At 72.6% G+C, this 15,695-nt stretch carries 14 protein-coding genes; 10 read left to right on the forward strand and 4 right to left on the reverse strand.

The window, feature by feature from the left end; genetic code table 11:
* Positions 1–31 precede the first annotated feature (31 nt).
* On the forward strand, positions 32–1,054 hold the full coding sequence (locus ACWCWD_RS25920) for a Gfo/Idh/MocA family protein (RefSeq protein WP_450776150.1): 1,023 nt from the start codon (positions 32–34) through the stop codon (positions 1,052–1,054).
* Positions 1,055–1,075: 21 nt separating this feature from the next.
* Here the strand turns inward: ACWCWD_RS25920 and ACWCWD_RS25925 are convergent, their stop codons facing one another.
* Positions 1,076–2,743, reverse strand: coding sequence for an alkaline phosphatase D family protein (locus ACWCWD_RS25925; RefSeq protein ID WP_450776152.1), 1,668 nt, complete (start codon positions 2,741–2,743; stop codon positions 1,076–1,078).
* A gap of 311 nt (positions 2,744–3,054) precedes the next feature.
* Here ACWCWD_RS25925 and ACWCWD_RS25930 point away from each other — a divergent pair, with 311 nt between their 5' ends.
* From ACWCWD_RS25930 to ACWCWD_RS25960, 7 genes are all read left to right on the forward strand, one after another.
* Positions 3,055–3,669: a CatB-related O-acetyltransferase gene (locus ACWCWD_RS25930; protein ID WP_450776382.1), complete on the forward strand. Its 615-nt coding sequence runs from the start codon at positions 3,055–3,057 to the stop codon at positions 3,667–3,669.
* A 41-nt stretch (positions 3,670–3,710) separates the two neighbouring features.
* Complete coding sequence (locus tag ACWCWD_RS25935; RefSeq protein ID WP_450776154.1) at positions 3,711–4,895, forward strand: macrolide family glycosyltransferase; 1,185 nt, start codon at positions 3,711–3,713, stop codon at positions 4,893–4,895.
* Between the two features lie 119 nt (positions 4,896–5,014).
* Positions 5,015–5,869, forward strand: coding sequence for a PhzF family phenazine biosynthesis protein (locus tag ACWCWD_RS25940; protein ID WP_450776156.1), 855 nt, complete (start codon positions 5,015–5,017; stop codon positions 5,867–5,869).
* Positions 5,870–6,103: 234 nt separating this feature from the next.
* Positions 6,104–7,021 (forward strand): glycosyltransferase family 2 protein, encoded by a 918-nt coding sequence (locus ACWCWD_RS25945; RefSeq protein WP_450776158.1) that lies wholly within the window; start codon positions 6,104–6,106, stop codon positions 7,019–7,021.
* Positions 7,022–7,214: 193 nt separating this feature from the next.
* Positions 7,215–8,177, forward strand: coding sequence for an ABC transporter ATP-binding protein (locus ACWCWD_RS25950; RefSeq protein WP_450776160.1), 963 nt, complete (start codon positions 7,215–7,217; stop codon positions 8,175–8,177).
* On the forward strand, positions 8,174–9,148 hold the full coding sequence (locus ACWCWD_RS25955; RefSeq protein ID WP_450776162.1) for an ABC transporter permease subunit: 975 nt from the start codon (positions 8,174–8,176) through the stop codon (positions 9,146–9,148). Before ACWCWD_RS25950 ends, ACWCWD_RS25955 begins: the two co-directional genes overlap by 4 nt.
* Positions 9,149–9,204: 56 nt before the next feature.
* Positions 9,205–9,594 (forward strand): GntR family transcriptional regulator, encoded by a 390-nt coding sequence (locus tag ACWCWD_RS25960; protein WP_327175410.1) that lies wholly within the window; start codon positions 9,205–9,207, stop codon positions 9,592–9,594.
* A gap of 29 nt (positions 9,595–9,623) precedes the next feature.
* Here the strand turns inward: ACWCWD_RS25960 and ACWCWD_RS25965 are convergent, their stop codons facing one another.
* A complete protein-coding gene (locus ACWCWD_RS25965) occupies positions 9,624–10,874 on the reverse strand; it encodes an FAD-dependent monooxygenase (RefSeq protein ID WP_450776164.1) in 1,251 nt (416 codons plus the stop codon).
* Positions 10,875–11,071: 197 nt separating this feature from the next.
* Between ACWCWD_RS25965 and ACWCWD_RS25970 the strand changes: the two genes are divergently transcribed.
* Positions 11,072–12,124, forward strand: coding sequence for a TetR/AcrR family transcriptional regulator C-terminal domain-containing protein (locus ACWCWD_RS25970; RefSeq protein ID WP_450776166.1), 1,053 nt, complete (start codon positions 11,072–11,074; stop codon positions 12,122–12,124).
* A 121-nt stretch (positions 12,125–12,245) separates the two neighbouring features.
* Here ACWCWD_RS25970 and ACWCWD_RS25975 read toward each other — a convergent pair whose 3' ends face one another.
* The gene (locus tag ACWCWD_RS25975) at positions 12,246–12,593 is read right to left on the reverse strand and encodes a hypothetical protein (RefSeq protein ID WP_450776168.1); all 348 of its coding nucleotides are present in this window, start codon (positions 12,591–12,593) and stop codon (positions 12,246–12,248) included.
* Positions 12,594–12,911: 318 nt separating this feature from the next.
* Between ACWCWD_RS25975 and ACWCWD_RS25980 the strand changes: the two genes are divergently transcribed.
* Entirely contained in the window at positions 12,912–15,173 is a 2,262-nt protein-coding gene (locus tag ACWCWD_RS25980; RefSeq protein WP_450776384.1) for a HelD family protein, read from the forward strand.
* Between the two features lie 108 nt (positions 15,174–15,281).
* Here the strand turns inward: ACWCWD_RS25980 and ACWCWD_RS25985 are convergent, their stop codons facing one another.
* On the reverse strand, positions 15,282–15,641 hold the full coding sequence (locus tag ACWCWD_RS25985; RefSeq protein WP_450776170.1) for a hypothetical protein: 360 nt from the start codon (positions 15,639–15,641) through the stop codon (positions 15,282–15,284).
* Positions 15,642–15,695: the final 54 nt, after the last annotated feature.

Below are 15,695 nucleotides of genomic sequence, written 5' to 3' on the forward strand. Positions count from 1 at the left end.
ACTGGCCGTAACCCAATATCAAGGGCGGGGCATGAGCGGGACTGTGCGTTGGGGCATATTGGCGACGGGCGGCATAGCCGCGACCTTCACCAAGGATCTGCTGGGACTGCCGGATGCCGAGGTGGTCGCGGTGGCCTCGCGCACCGAGGAGTCGGCCCGGGCGTTCGCCGAGCGGTTCGGTATCGAACAAGCCTACGGAAGCTGGGCCGAGCTCGTCGCGGACGAGGACGTCGATGTGGTGTATGTCGCAACTCCGCACTCCGCCCATTACGAGGCGGCCGCGCTGGCGCTGCGCGCGGGAAAGCACGTGCTCTGCGAGAAGGCGTTCACGCTGGACGCGGGGCAGGCCGGCGAGCTGGTCGAGCTCGCCCGGGAGCGCGGGCTGTTCCTGATGGAGGCCATGTGGACGTACCTCAACCCGGTGGTCCGCCGCATGACGGAGCTGGTGCGCGAGGGCGCGATCGGCGAGATCCGCACCATCCAGGCCGACTTCGGGTTCGCGGGTGACGTGGGTCCCGAGCACCGGCTGCGCAACCCCGCGCTGGGCGGCGGCGCGCTGCTGGACCTGGGCGTCTACCCGGTGTCGTTCGCGCAGCTGCTGCTGGGCGAGCCGGACCGGGTCCAGGCGGACGCGCTGCTCTCCCCCGAGGGCACGGACCTGAACACCGGGATACTGCTGGGCTGGGACTCGGGCGCGACCGCCCTGCTCTCCTGCTCGATCGTGGGCCACCACCCCACGGCGGCGACCGTCATCGGCACCAAGGGCCGGATCGACTTCCCGCACAGCTTCTTCCACCCCGACCACTTCCTCCTGTACCGCGCGGACGCGGCGGACCCGGCGCCGGAGAAGATCGTCACGGGCCCGGGTCCGCAGGGACTGTCCGGGATGCAGTACGAGGCGGTCGAGGTGATGCGCGCGCTGCGGGCGGGCGAGACCGAGTCCCCGCTGGTGCCGCTGGACGGTTCGCTGGCGGTGATGCGGACGCTCGACGCGGTACGGGACCGCATCGGCGTCCACTATCCGTCCGACTCCGTTGCGGAGAAGCCCGCCTGACGGATCGTCACATCAGCACGCTCAGGCCGGGGTGAGCCCCGGGTTGCCCGCCTCCGTCACGAAGGAACCGGCCGTCGTGACGGGGGCGCCGGGCGTGGTGACGGCGTCGACCGCGCGGAAGTCGGCGCGGGCGTGGTCGCTTTCGAGGGTGACGAGCGCGTAGCCGCGCCGGCCGTCGTAGAACTTCAGGTGCGGGTTGGCCGTCATCTGGTTGTTCCAGTTGGCGGGCTTCACCGAGCCGTTCTGGCCGCTGGTGATCGAGCTGGTGACGATCTCCGTGCCGACGGTGCGGGACGAGGGGTCGTCGAAGTCCTTCTTCAGGTCGAAGCCGTAGGCCACGTGCACGTCGCCGGTGAGGACCAGCAGGTTGTCGACGCCCGCCGACTCGGCACCGTCCAGCACCCGTTGCCGGGAGGCCGGGTAGCCGTCCCAGGAGTCCATCGAGAACTTGTACGCGGCGGTGGGCACGTCCTTGCGCTGGGCGAAGGTGACCTGCTGGGGCACGACGTTCCAGGTGGCGCGGGAGGAGCGCCAGCCGTCGATGAGCCACCGCTCCTGGGTGGCACCGGTCAGCGTGCGCGTGGGGTCCTCGGACTCCGGTCCGGGGACCTTCCAGCCGTCGCCGTACGCCTGGTCGCTGCGGTACTGGCGGGTGTCCAGGATGTCGAACTGGGCGAGCCGGCCGAACCGCAGCCGCCGGTAGAGGCGCATGTCGGGGCCGGTGGGGCGCTGCGGGGTGCGCAGCGGCTGGTTCTCCCAGTACGCGCGGTAGGCGGCGGCCCGGCGGAGCAGGAACTCCTCGGCGGGCACGCTGTTCTCGGGGGTGTCGTCGGCGTAGTTGTTCTCGGTCTCGTGGTCGTCCCAGGTGACGACGAAGGGGTGCGCGGCGTGCGCGGCGCGCAGGTCGGGGTCCGACTTGTAGAGGGCGTACCGCAGCCGGTAGTCCTCCAGGGTCAGCGTTTCCCGGTTGAAGACGTCGGGCAGCACGCGGTCGGTGTAGGCGCGGGCGCCGCCGGTGGCGGTGACGGCGTACTCGTAGAGGTAGTCGCCGAGGTGGAAGACGGCGTCCACGTCCTCGTCCGCGAGGTGGCGGTAGGCGGTGAAGTACCCGTCGTGGTACGCCTGGCAGGAGACGGCGGCGAGCTTCACCGCGCGGTTGCGGGCGTGCGGGTCGGGGGCGGTGCGGGTGCGGCCGGTCTCGCTGGTCCAGCCGCCGGCGCGGAAGCGGTAGTAGAAGGTGCGGCCGGGTTCCAGGCCTCGGACCTCGGTGCGGACGCTGTGGGCGAACTCCGGGTGCGCGGTGGCGGTTCCGCGCCGGACGACCCGGCGGAAGCGCTCGTCGTGGGCGAGTTCCCAGCCGACCTGGACGCGGGCGGCGGGCAGCCCGCCGTCCGCCTCGTACGGGCGGGGGGCGAGGCGCGTCCAGAGCAGGAGGGAGTCGGGGAGCGGGTCGCCGGAGGCCACTCCGAGCGTGAACGGGTTTTCGCCGATCCTGCGGGGGTCGAGTTCGGCGGCGCTCGCCGTGCCGGCGGCGGGCAGGTTCACCGCGAAGGCGAGCGCGGCGGCGGCGCCGGTGGTGGTGAGGAAGCGGCGACGGCCCACGCCCTCGCGGTGGCGGCGGGCCGCCGCGCGGAACTCGGCCGGGTGGCCGGGGCGTTCGGCGTCCGTGGCGGTCGGTGCGGGCGTCATGGGTCTCTCCCCTGGCAGGTGGGTGTCGAGGGGGGCGCCCTCGAATCGCCGGACGCCCCCTGGGCATTGGAGTGCGGGACCACGTCCGCGACTTGTCGGGTGCACAACATTCGGATGGCGGGACGGTGAGCACCGGGTGTGCCGGGGGCGGCGGTCGTCGGCGTGCGTTCCCGCAGGTGAAAAACGGCTGTCCGGGCAGGAGCCGTGCTGTGATCATGGATGAGGAACCGACGCCGCTTCCGGGAGGACCCTCCGACGTGCCCGTACCAGCCGACGCTCCCGTACCCGCAGACCCGACCGTGCTCCATCCGATGCCCGGACAGCCCCGGGTGGTGCAGCTCCGCCCGCTGGTGAAGTCCCCGTTGATCGAGGTCGGGGAGTACACCTACTACGACGACCCCGACGACGCGACCGCGTTCGAGACGCGCAACGTCCTCTACCACTACGGCCCGGAGAAGCTGGTCATCGGGAAGTTCTGCGCGCTCGGCACGGGGGTGCGGTTCCTCATGAACGGCGCCAACCACCGTATGGACGGCCCCTCCACGTTCCCCTTCCCCACCCTGGGCGGTTCCTGGTCCGACCACTTCGACCTGCTGACGGGCCTGCCGAACCGGGGCGACACCGTCGTCGGCAACGACGTCTGGTTCGGCCACGGCGCCACGGTGCTGCCGGGCGTACGGATCGGGCACGGGGCGATCGTCGGCGCCGGCTCGGTGGTCACCGCGGACGTGCCCGACTACGGCGTCGTCGGCGGCAACCCGGCCCGCCTGCTGCGCACCCGCTTCGGCCAGGAGGACATCGCCCGGCTGCTGGCGGTGGCCTGGTGGGACTGGCCCGCCGAGCACCTCACCGCGCACATCCGGACGGTCATGGCGGGAAGTGTCGCCGAGCTGGAGGCCGTCGCGCCCGGCCCGCGCGCCGCATGATGGTGCCCGTCCCACCGCAGACCCGGAAGGTGTGATCCCCGATGCCCCGTCGCCGCGCCCACATCGCGATGGCAGGAATTCCCGCCGTCAGCCACGTGCTGCCCAGCCTGGAGATCATCCGCGAGCTGGTCTCCCGCGGCCATCGGGTGACGTACGCCAACGATCCGGCGGTCGCCGGCCTGATCGCCCCCACCGGCGCGGAGCTCGTGCCCTGCGCCTCCGGGCTGCCGGTCGCCGACAACACGTGGCCCGACGACCCGATCGCCGCCATGGAGCTCTTCCTCGACGACGCCGTCCGGGCCCTCCCGCAGCTGCGCGCCTTCTACGACGACGACCCCGCCGACCTCTACCTCTACGACATCGGCGCCTACGCGGCGCGGGCACTCGCCGAGTCGCAGCGGCGGCCCCTCCTGCAGCTCTCCCCGACCCTGGTGGGCTGGGAGGGGTACGCGGAGGAAGTGGCGGCGCAGCTCTGGCAGTTGCCGGGCGCCGACGCCTACCGGGCGAAGTTCGCCGGATGGCTCGCCACGTGCGGGGCGACCACCACCGACATGGAGGCCTTCACCGGCCACCCGGCCCGCGCCCTGGCGCTGATCCCCCGGGCGATGCAGCCGCACGCCGACCGGGTGGACACCGACGCCGTGACCTTCGTCGGCACCTGCGTGCCCCCGCGTACCGGTGAGGAGGGCGGCGGCTGGACGCGTCCCGCCGGTGCCGGGCGCGTGCTGCTGATCTCGCTGGGGTCGGCGTACACCCGCCGCCCGGAGTTCTACCGCCAGTGCCTGGCGGCCTTCGGCGGCCGGCCGGACCTGCACGTGGTGCTCCAGATCGGGAAGTACACCGACCTGGCCGAGCTGGGCGGGATCCCGCCCCATGTGGAGGTGCACCGCTGGGTGCCGCAGCGGGCGATCCTGGAGCAGGCGGACGCCTTCGTCACCCATGCCGGGATGGGCGGCTGCGGCGAAGGGCTGCTCGCCGGTGTTCCCATGATCGCGGTCCCGCAGGCCGCCGAGCAGTTCATGAACGCCGACCGTCTCGTGGAGCTGGGTGTGGCCCGGCGCATCGACACCGAGGACGCCACCGCCGACGCCCTGCGGACCGCGCTGGACGAGCTCCTCGCCGATCCGGAGGTCGCCCGCCGCTCGGCGGGCGTCCGTGCCGAGGCGCGGGCCGAGGGCGGCACGCTGCGGGCAGCCGACCTCGTCGAGGAGCAGCTGGTCGGCTGAGTGCGGGGGGCCGGGGCGTGCGCACGGGAAGGTGCGGGGCGGCTGGGCGTGCGCACGGGGGCGGCCGGGGCGCGACCCGTACGGGAATGCGCGGGCGCGCGCCCCGGTTGTGCCGATGCATGAGCACAGAGAACCCCGCCGAGATCCTGCACTACACCGCCTTCTCCACCCGTCCGGAGGGCGGCAACCCGGCCGGGGTCGTCCTGGACGCGTCGGCGCTCGACGACGCCGCGATGCTCGCCATCGCCGCCGAGCTCGGTTACAGCGAGTCCGTGTTCCTGACGGAGGCACCCGGGGAGCGGACGTACACGGTCCGCTATTTCAGCCCGAAGGCCGAGGTCCCGTTCTGCGGTCACGCGACGGTGGCCGCCGCGCTCGCGCTGGCGGACCGCGACGGCCCGGGGGACCTGGAGTTCCTGACCCTGGCCGGTTCGGTGCCGGTCACGGTGGAGTCGCGCGACGGGGCCCTGCGGGCCACGCTGACCAGCGTGGAGCCGCACGTGGCGGAGGTCGCCCCGGCCGATCTGGCGGAGGCGCTGGCCGCCCTCGACTGGCCGGCCGTCGATCTGGACCCGGCGCTGCCGCCCCGTATCGCGTTCGCCGGAGCCCGGCATCTGGTGCTGGCCGCCGCGACGCGGGAGCGCCTCGCGGACCTGGCGTACGACTTCTCCCGGCTGGAAGCCCTCATGCGCCGGCTTGACCTGACCACCGTCCAGCTGGTCTGGCGGGAGTCCGAGCGGGTCTTCCACGCCCGTGACCCGTTCCCGGTCGGCGGTGTGGTGGAGGACCCCGCGACGGGTGCCGCGGCCGCCGCTTTCGGCGGGTACGCGCGTGAGCTGGGTCTCGTCCCCGAAGAGGCCGTCCTCACACTGCACCAGGGCGAGGACATGGGCCGGCCCGGCACCCTCACCGTGGAGCTGCGCCCGGGCGACGCACGCGTTCGGGTGAGCGGCGCGGGGACGCGGATCGGCTGACCCGGACCGGCGACCGGCGCCGGGCGGCCCGTCGCCCGGCGCCCGGCAGCCCGCGGCGGGCGAGGACAGGCTGTCCGACGACGCGTGCACCGCCGCCGGGTCCAGGAACGCGGCGCCGACGCCCTCCCCGCCCGGTGAACGCCGCTCGGCATCCGTACGACGGTTCGGAGTCGGGCGGCCCAACTTCGGGGCGTACGATCGCGGACACCGCAGCCGAGCACGGGAGTACCGATCTTGTCCCCATCCGCAGCCCTCGCACCACGCATCGGTGTCTCCATCGTCACCATGGGTGACCGCCCGCAGGCGGTGGAGGCCCTCCTCGCGTCGGTGGCCATGCAGGACGTCCGGCCCACCCGGCTCGTCGTCATCGGCAACGGCACGAAGCTCCCGGACTTCTCCGCCTTCCCCGGCCTGGAGGACCTGGAGGGCGGGGTGACCCTCATCGAGAACGAGGAGAACCTCGGCTGCCCCGGCGGCCGGAACGTCGGCCTCGCCCGCCTCGCCGAGCTCGGTGACGTGGACGTGGTGATCGAGCTGGACGACGACGGCCTGCTGGTCGAGAAGAACGTGTTCAGCACGGTGCAGAGCCTGTTCACCGCCGACCCCGGCCTCGGCATCGTCGGTTTCCGGATCGCCGACGAGCACGGCGAGACGCAGCGCCGGCACATCCCGCGGCTGCGCGCCTCGGACCCGATGCGGCGCGGGCTGGTCACCGCCTTCCTGGGCGGCGCGCACGCCTTCTCCATGAAGATGCTGGCGGGCACGGGCCACTGGCCGGCCGAGTTCTTCTTCACCCACGAGGAGACGGATCTCTCCTGGCGGGCGCTCGACGGCGGCTGGAACATCCTGTACGAGCCCGGTCTGCTGCTCCAGCACCCGAAGACCTCGCCGGCCCGGCACGCGGTCTACTACCGGATGACCGCCCGCAACCGGGTCTGGCTGGCCCGCCGCAACCTCCCCGCGCCGCTGATCCCGCTCTACCTGGGCGTGTGGACGCTGCTCACCCTCGCCAGGACCCGGTCCGCGAAGGGACTGAAGTCCTGGATGGGCGGTTTCGTCGAGGGCCTGCGCACCCCTTGCGGCCCCCGCAACCCGATGCGCTGGCGCACGGTGTGGCGGATGACCCGGCTCGGCCGGCCGCCGCTCGTCTGACCTGCCGCCCCCCCTGTTCACCACCCCGTAGAACCGCTGCTCCACCGCTTCACCTCTTTTTGCCGATCGCCCGGACGCCTCGCGTTCCGGGCGATCGGCGTTTCCGGGTGCGGCGGCGGGCCCTGAACCGCCGCTGTTGGAAGCCGCCTTGACAGCCTCCCACCCCTCAGTCAATTATTCCATTAATTGACTCATGGAATTGGGGCGAGGCGTGGAACACCCGAGCACACCGAGCGAGACATCCGAGCAATGGGCCATGGAGGCCCGCGGCCTGGGCAAGCGGTACCGCCGCGGCTGGGCCCTGCGGGACTGCTCCTTCCGGCTTCCGGCCGGCCGGATCTGCGGTCTCGTCGGCCCCAACGGCGCGGGCAAGAGCACCCTGCTGGGGATCGCGTCCCGGCAGATCGCCCCGACCGAGGGCGGGTTGAAGCTCTTCGGCATCCCGGTCGACGACGCTTCGGCCATGCCCCGGTTCGCCTTCCTCGGCCAGGACAAACCGCTCTTCAAGCGGTTCACGGTGGCCGAGACGCTGCGGATGGGCGCCGAGCTGAACCCCGGCTGGGACATGGCGGCCGCGGAACGGATCGTCCGCTCGGGCCGGGTCCCGCTGGACGCCCGCGTCGGCACGCTCTCCGGCGGCCAGCGCACCCGGGTCGCGTTCGCGCTCGCCTTCGGCAAGCGCCCGGACCTGCTGCTGCTCGACGAGCCGATGTCGGACCTCGACCCGCTGGCGCGCGACGAGATGAGCACCCTGCTGATGTCGGAGGCCACCGAGCGCGGCACCACGGTCCTGATGTCCTCCCACATGCTCGGCGAGCTGGAGGAGATGTGCGACTACCTGCTGGTGGTGTCGGAGGGCCGGCTCCGGATGGCCGGTGACACCGACACGCTGGTGCCCGCCCACACCCTGGTGACCGGGCTGGCGGCGGACGGCGGGCTGCCGCCGGAGCTGACCCGCCACACCGTGATCGAGTCCCGGGTGCAGGGGCGCCAGTTCCAGGCGCTCGTACGCCCCGACGGGCCGCTCACCGGCGACTGGCAGATCAGCGAACCGAGCCTGGAGGAGGTGCTGTTGGCCCACCTCCGCTCGCCGGACGCGCCCGCGCTCCTCACCCGGGGTGCCCGTATCGACGCCGAAGGGATCTCCGCATCATGACCACCACCACCCCGACCGCCCCCGCCACGGGGGCGGGAACCGTCCGGCGCGGCCCGCTGCACGGCCTGACCTGGCTCATGCTGCGTCAGCACCGGGCGACGCTGTACTCCGTGTTCGCGCTGGTGGTCCTCGGCTCGGCCGCCATCCTCTACCTGCGCGGGGAGACGGCCGACAGGCTGGACGCGGCGGGCTGGCCGGAGAAGGAGCTGATGACATCGCTCGAGCTCGGAGATGCCTACTCCTATCTCACGCTGGCCCTCGGCTCCCTCCCGGTGCTCCTCGGCGTCTTCGTCGGCGCGCCGCTGATCTCCTCCGACCGGGAGCAGGGCACCGCGCAGCTCGTCACCACCCAATCGGTACCGCGGCGCCGCTGGCTGATCGCCAAGCTGACGGTGGGATACGGCATCGCTCTCGTCACCGGCCTGGTGATCTCCGTGCTCTACACCTCGTGGTGGAAGCCGTACCGCACGGTCCTCCCGGCCACCTGGCTGGACTCGGCGATTTTCGACAACACCGGCCCGGTGCTGCCCGCGTTCTGTCTCTTCCTGACGGCCGCCGGCGTCACGATCGGGGTCCTGCTGCGCCGCGTGATGCTGTCCATGACGGTGACCCTCGGCTTCTCCGTGTTCGCGAACATCGTCTGGGACCGGCTCCGCAACAGCCTCGGCACCAGCCATCTGCTCACGTACCCGCTGAACGGGGAACCCGCAAGCGTCCCGGGCCGCCAGGAGCTCGACAGCTGGGTCGGCACCGCGGACGGCACGCTCTACGGCTGGGGCACCTGCGCCGAGGCCACCGAGGCCGCGCAGAACGCCTGCATCGAGAAGAAGGGCATCGTCGACCACGTCATGGAGTACCTCGACTACGACCAGATGCCCTCCATGCAGTGGACCGGCGCGGGCATCCTGCTCGCCGCCACGGTCGCCCTCACGGTCTTCGTGGTGTGGCGTGTCTCCCGGCGCCCGTTGTGACGCGGCGCCCTCCGTGTCCGTAAAGTCTCCTCAGTCGAGCGGAAAGGTGAAGAGCAGTGGTCGTTTTCCGCATCGACCGGCGCAGCGGCATCGCCACGTACCTGCAGATCGTGCACCAGGTCGAACAGGCCCTGCGGATGGGCGCCCTCCAGGAGGGGGACAAGCTGCCCACGGCCGCCCAGGTGGCGGCGACCACCAAGGTCAACCCCAATACGACCCTCAAGGCGTACCGGGAGCTGGAGCGTCTCGGTTTCGCCGAGGTGCGCCAGGGGGCGGGCACCTTCATCACCCGTGACCTCGCCCGGCCCCAGTCGGGTCCGGACTCGCCGCTCCGCACCTCCCTGGACGCGTGGCTGGTCCAGGCGCGCACCGAGGGGCTCTCGGGGCACGACGTGAAGGCGCTGTTCAGCGCCGCGTACGAGACGGCGTACCCGCAGGAGAGCTGAGGCTCCGGCCGGGTGGGGCGGGGACGCTTTCAGGAGGGCGTCCCCGCGCCTGCCGCCAGGTGGGCGTAGCCGGGCAGGTCGATGTCCCCGGCCTTGGCGAACTGGGCGGCGAGCACCTGCCGCATGGGCCAGCGGTTCATCGACCGCATCGAGGCGGCGCGCAGCCGGATGGCGAGCGCGCCGTTCGGTGCGTACCCGGAGGCACCGCCGGGCGGGAGCTGCTGCGCCCGGGCGACGTAGGGGCGCATGATCCGGTCGTAGTTCCGGAAGGCGTCGAGGTGACCGGCGCCGGGCGTGGACAACTCACCGGCCAGCACGTACGCGCCGACGAGGGCGAGGCTCGTCCCCATGCCGGTGAGGGGCGAGGGGCTGTACCCGGCGTCGCCGAGCAGCACCGCCCGTCCGCGCGACCAGCTGTCGAGGCGTACCTGCCCCAGGGAGTCGAAGAAGAAGTCGTCCGAGGTGTGCATCGCCGCGACCAGGCGCGGGACTTCCCACCCGGCACCCTCGAACCGGCGTGCGATCAGGGCCCGTTGGGCGTCGACGTCATGGCGGTCGTACGTGAAGGGCTCCGCGCGGAAGCTGAGTCCGGCCTTGATCTCGCCGGGGAGCCGGCCGGGGCGTGCGGACGCGACGAGCCCGCCGGGGGCGTTGAACATCCGGAACCAGCCGCCGAGATCCCACTCCTCCTGGGCCGTGAACCACGCGGTCCAGCAGTTCAGCGGGCGGACGAAGTCGGCCTCGGGACCGAAGGCGAGCGCCCGGACGGTGGAGCGCGGGCCGTCGGCGCCCACCACGATCCCGAAGCGGCGCCGGCCCGCCTTCTCGAAGGTGACCGTGACACCGTCGTCGTCCTGGACGAGCCCGGTGAGGGTGTCGTCGAAGAGGTACTCCGTGCCATCGGCGCCGGACGCGCCGTCCGGGGCCGGCGAGCTCGCGTCGTGGAGGAGACGGGCGAGGTCGCCGCGGAGTATCTCGATCTCGGAGACGATCCCCTCCCCGCCGAAGGCGGCGGTCGGCATCTCGGCGGTGACCCGGTCCCGGGCGTCCACCAGGGCCAGGCCGCGCTGCTCGACGGCGACGGCGCGCGCCCGGTCCATGAGCCCCATACGGCTGATCACCTCCCGGCCCGCACCGCGGAGATCCACCGTCTGACCGCCCGGCCGGGGGCTCGGCGCCCGCTCGACGACCGTGACGCGGAAACCGGCCGCGCGTAGCCAGTACGCGAGGGCGGGGCCGGCGATACCGGCGCCGGAGATGAGTACGTCGCTGCTTTCCATGAAGGTGAATGTACGGCGTACGCAGGACGCGTTGCAACCTCGAAAGCCCTTTGAATTCAAGGGATTTGGCCATCTGTGCACTAGTACGGAGCGGGCCGGCGATCCCGTTCTGCCGACGGTTTCCGGAGACTTCCGCCTTCCCTCGCAGGCAGGCAGTACAGTGCGGACCCGCAGAGGTGCACTAGTACGGAGGCGTCATGGAGCGGCCGGAGGAACAGCACGGCGAAGCACGGCGGGCGCTGCCGCAGGAGCCGCCCTACCGCCGGATCGCCGCGGTTCTGCGGCAGCGGATCGAGTCGGGGGAGCTCGGCCCCGGCGACCGCATCCCGTCCACCCGGGAGATCGCCCGCCAGTGGGGGGTCGCCATGGCCACCGCGACCAAGGTCATCGCCGAGCTGCGCCACGAGGGGCTGGTCCGTCCGGTGTCCGGCGTCGGCACGGTGGTCGAGCGCGCCGCGCGGGCGCGCCGCCCGGCCGCCGCTCCGGAGTCCGGCACGCCTGCGGCCCGGGCCCCGGCTCGCATCGTGAGCGGACCGGCCGTCGTGGGCGGACCGGCCGTCGTGGGCGGGCCGGCCGTCGCGCTCGCCCAGGAGCGGATCATCGCGACGGCCATCGCGGTCGCCGACGCCGAGGGGCTGGGCGCGGTCTCGATGCGGCGGGTGGCCAACGAGCTGGGGGCGGCGACCATGTCGCTCTACCGGCACGTGACCGACAAGGACGACCTGATGACGCAGATGATGGAGACCGCCTGCTCCGAGTGGCACTTCCCCGCCGATCCCCCGGCGGGCTGGCGGGCGCGGCTGGAAATCGCCGCCCGGCTGCTGTGGGAGACGTTCCGCCGCCATCCGTGGCTCGCGCCCGCGCTCTCGGTGACCCGGCCGCAGCTGCTCGCCGGGGCCCTGCCTTTCACCGAGTGGGTGCTTCGGGCGCTGGACGGACACGGCCTCGACGGCCAGACGCACTTCACGCTCCACGTCACGCTGTTCAATTACGTGCGCGGTACGGCGATCAATATCGAGCCCGAAGTCGTGGCCGAGGAATTCACCGGCCTGACGAGCGACGAGTGGATGGAGACGCAGGAATCACAACTCCGGGAGGCACTCTCGACCGGTGCGTTCCCGACGCTGGAGCGCATCGCCGCGGCCGGTTACGACTTCGATCTCGACATGCTTTTCGAGTTCGGGCTGCAACGCCTGCTGGACGGTTTCGCGACCCGGATCGACACCCTTCTGGCGCCCCGGCGCCCTTGACGTCGGCGCCCCTGGCACCGACACCCCGCCCCCGCCTGCCCGGCCCGCCGCGCTTCCGGGTCCCGCGCCCGTCCCCTGTCAGTCCGCCCGCGCCTCCGACGTCCCGTGCGCCTCGTGCGCCTCAGTGCGCCTCGTGCGCCGGACCGCGCCGGGCCGCACCCTTCGCCCGCACCGCGCCGGTGCCGGCGCCCGTACCCGTACGGCGACGGGCGCCGGCCGGTCCCGGGAAGTCGGGGTCGTCCTCGGCGGTCGGCAGGGCGCGGTGCCCCTCCGAGTGGTCGTTGACCCAGCCGCAGCCCGGGCAGGCGTAGCGCCCGTCCAGACCGGCGATGAGGGTGCCGCACCGGCGGCACTCCGTGTACGTGACCTCGGGCGCGGCCATGGGGCCGTCGACGGCGGGCCGCCCGGTGGGGCGCGGTCCTGGGACGGCCGCGTCCGTACCGGACGGACACTCGGCGGAAGAATCCATGCCGGAAGGCTACGCCGCGCGCACGCGGGGCGGCATCCTCCCCGGACGGCCGGGGACGGAGCCGTACGGCAGGAAACGCGCAGGAAACGCGCAGGGGACGCGAACCGAGCAGCGCGGGCCGCGAACAGAACGGACGCAACCGGCCGGGAACACAAAAAAATACCCCGGACCGCATTGGCGTCCGAGGTGTTCGTCTGCTTAAACTGAATATTTCCGTGATTTCGATGCGTCAACTTCGCGCAACCTTCCGGCGACATCACGGAAGAAATTCACAGGGCTCACCTTATCTTTTATGGAGTCACATTGTCAAGCGAGGAAATGGTTCGCGAGCAGGAATTCGTCACCCTGCTCCACGAGCGTCTCGACGCCCTGCGGGAAGGGGCCGAGGGCGCCGTGCGGGGTTCGCTGGGGCAGCCCGTGCACAGCCGCCAGGCGCGGCTGGAGCGGGACGTCACGGTCGCCGAGCAGTCGGACCGCCTCGCCACGCTGAACGCCGTGGAGGACGGGCTCTGTTTCGGCCGTATCGACCTCCGCGACGGCGAGCACCACCACATCGGCCGGCTCGGCATCCGCGACGAGGACGAGGCGCGCACCCCGCTGCTCATCGACTGGCGCGCCCCGGTGGCCCGCCCGTTCTACCTGGCGACGGGCCACACCCCCATGGGGCTCCGCCGCCGCAGACACCTGACCACACGCGAACGCCGGGTCACCGCCCTGCACGACGAGATCCTGGATCTGGACGAGACCGCGCCCGCGCTCCGCACCGGCCACGAGGACCCCAACGGCGACGCCGTGCTGCTGGCGGCCGTGAACGCCACCCGTACCGGCCGCATGACCGACATCGTGCGGACCATCCAGGCCGAGCAGGACCGCATCATCCGCGCCCCGCACCGGGGTGTGCTCGTCGTGGAGGGCGGGCCCGGCACCGGCAAGACGGCGGTGGCCCTGCACCGTGCCGCGTACCTCCTGTACGCGTACCGGGAGCAGCTGGCGCGCCGCGCGGTGCTGATCGTCGGCCCCAACCCCGCCTTCCTCGGCTACATCGGCAACGTGCTGCCCTCCCTGGGCGAGACCGGCGTGCTGCTGGCCACCCCGGACGAGCTCTTCCCCGGGGTACGGGCCACCGGCACCGACACCCCGGAGGCCGCGGCCGTCAAGGGGGCGGCTCGGATGGCGGAGGCGCTGCGCGGGGCGGTCGCCGGCCTTCAACGGCTGCCCGTCGACCCCGTCGAGATCGCCCATGACCGGGACACCCTGCTGCTCGACCGCGAGACGGTCGGCCGGGTCAGGGCGGAGGCACGTGACACCGGACTGCCGCACAACCTCGCCCGCCGCCCGTTCGCCGCGGGGATCGTCGACGCGCTGACCCGGCAGCTCGCGGACCGCATCGGGGCCGATCCGCTCGGCGGCCCCAACCTGCTCGACCCCTCCGACGTCGAGCAGCTGCACGAGGAAGTGGCCGGGAACGAGGAGGTGCACGCGGCGATCGACGGCCTCTGGCCGCGCCTCACCCCCGGGGAGTTCCTCGCCGCCTATCTCGCGGCCCCCACCGGGCTCCTGCCCGGGGAGGCGGAGGCGGTCCGCCGCGACGACACGGACCCCACCGGGCTGACGGACCGCACGGAGTGGACCCCCGCCGACATCCCGCTGCTCGACGAGGCGGCCGAGCTGCTCGGCGAGGACGACAGCGCCCTCCGGGCGGCCGAGGAGGCGGAGCGCCGGAAGCGGATCGCGTACGCCCAGGGCGTGCTGGACCTCTCGGAAGGCTCCCGCTCCACCGACTTCGAGGACGAGGACGACGCGGAGATCCTCTCCGCGCACGACATCATCGACGCCGAACGCTTCGCCGAGCGCCAGGAGGAGGCGGATCACCGCAGCGCGGCCGAGCGCGCCGCCGCCGACCGGACCTGGGCCTTCGGTCACATCATCGTCGACGAGGCGCAGGAACTCTCCGCGATGGCCTGGCGGTTGCTGATGCGCCGCTGCCCGACCCGCTCCATGACGCTGGTCGGCGATCCGGCGCAGACCGGTTCGGCGGCCGGGGCCGACTCCTGGGCGGGCATCCTCGGCCCGTACGTCGGCGACCGCTGGGAGCACACCCGCCTGGACGTCAACTACCGTACGCCGAAGGAGATCATGGAGACGGCCGCCGAGGTCCGGCGCGAGACCGATCCGTCCTTCGAGCCGCCCCGGTCGGTGCGGTCCACGGGTGTCGCGCCGTGGACCCTGACCGCCGAGCCGGAGAAGCTGGTACGTACGGCGGCCGAGGCCGTCGCCCGGGAGGCCCGGTACGAGGGGAAGCTCGCGGTGATCGCCCCGCGGGAGCTCCACGTCGAGCTGGCCGAGGCCCTGCCCGGCGCCTCGTTCGGACCTGACCCCGACCTCGCGGCCCCAGTGGTGATCCTGGACGCGCGGCAGTCCAAGGGGCTGGAGTTCGACTCGGTGGTCGTCGTGGCGCCCGAACGCATCAGGACCGGCTCCCCGCGCGGGGTCAACGACCTGTACGTGGCGCTGACCCGGGCGACCCAGCGGCTCGGGCTGATCGGGTTCGCCCCGGTGCTGCCGGAGGAGGACGCGTAGGGGCTTCCGTCCGGATCCGCCTCCCGGATGCCGGTCGCACCCGGACGGCAACCGCTCCCGGCTGCAGGCCGCACCCGGATGGCAACCGCTTCCGGATGCCGCCCGCTCTCAGATGCCGCCCACGATGCTGGGCGGGACGACCAGGTGCCGGGCCCGGTGCTCCAGGACCAGGGCTCGCGGCATCGTCGTGGACACCGCGTCCGAGGCGCACCGCCCGCAGGACGCGACGGTGCCGGGCACGTGGGCCGTGTGCTGGTTGGCGATGTGCTGGGAGAGCCTGATCTGGGTGGTGATCACCTGGTCGAAGGGGTCGCAGTCGATGCCCGGGCCCACCTCCTCCCGGGCCGCCGCCGCGAGTTCGGGCGCTTCCCTCATCCGCCGGTACAGGGTCACGCAGTCTTCGCAGTCCCACATCCAGGGAGGCGGGAGAGGCCACTTGTCGGCTTCTTCGGCGTCGAGGTCTTCCACGGCGACCACGGTAGCGTCCGCCGGTCGTGAGCGGTGCGCGATGGGCCATTTACT

This window comes from Streptomyces sp. NPDC001493, assembly GCF_053597235.1.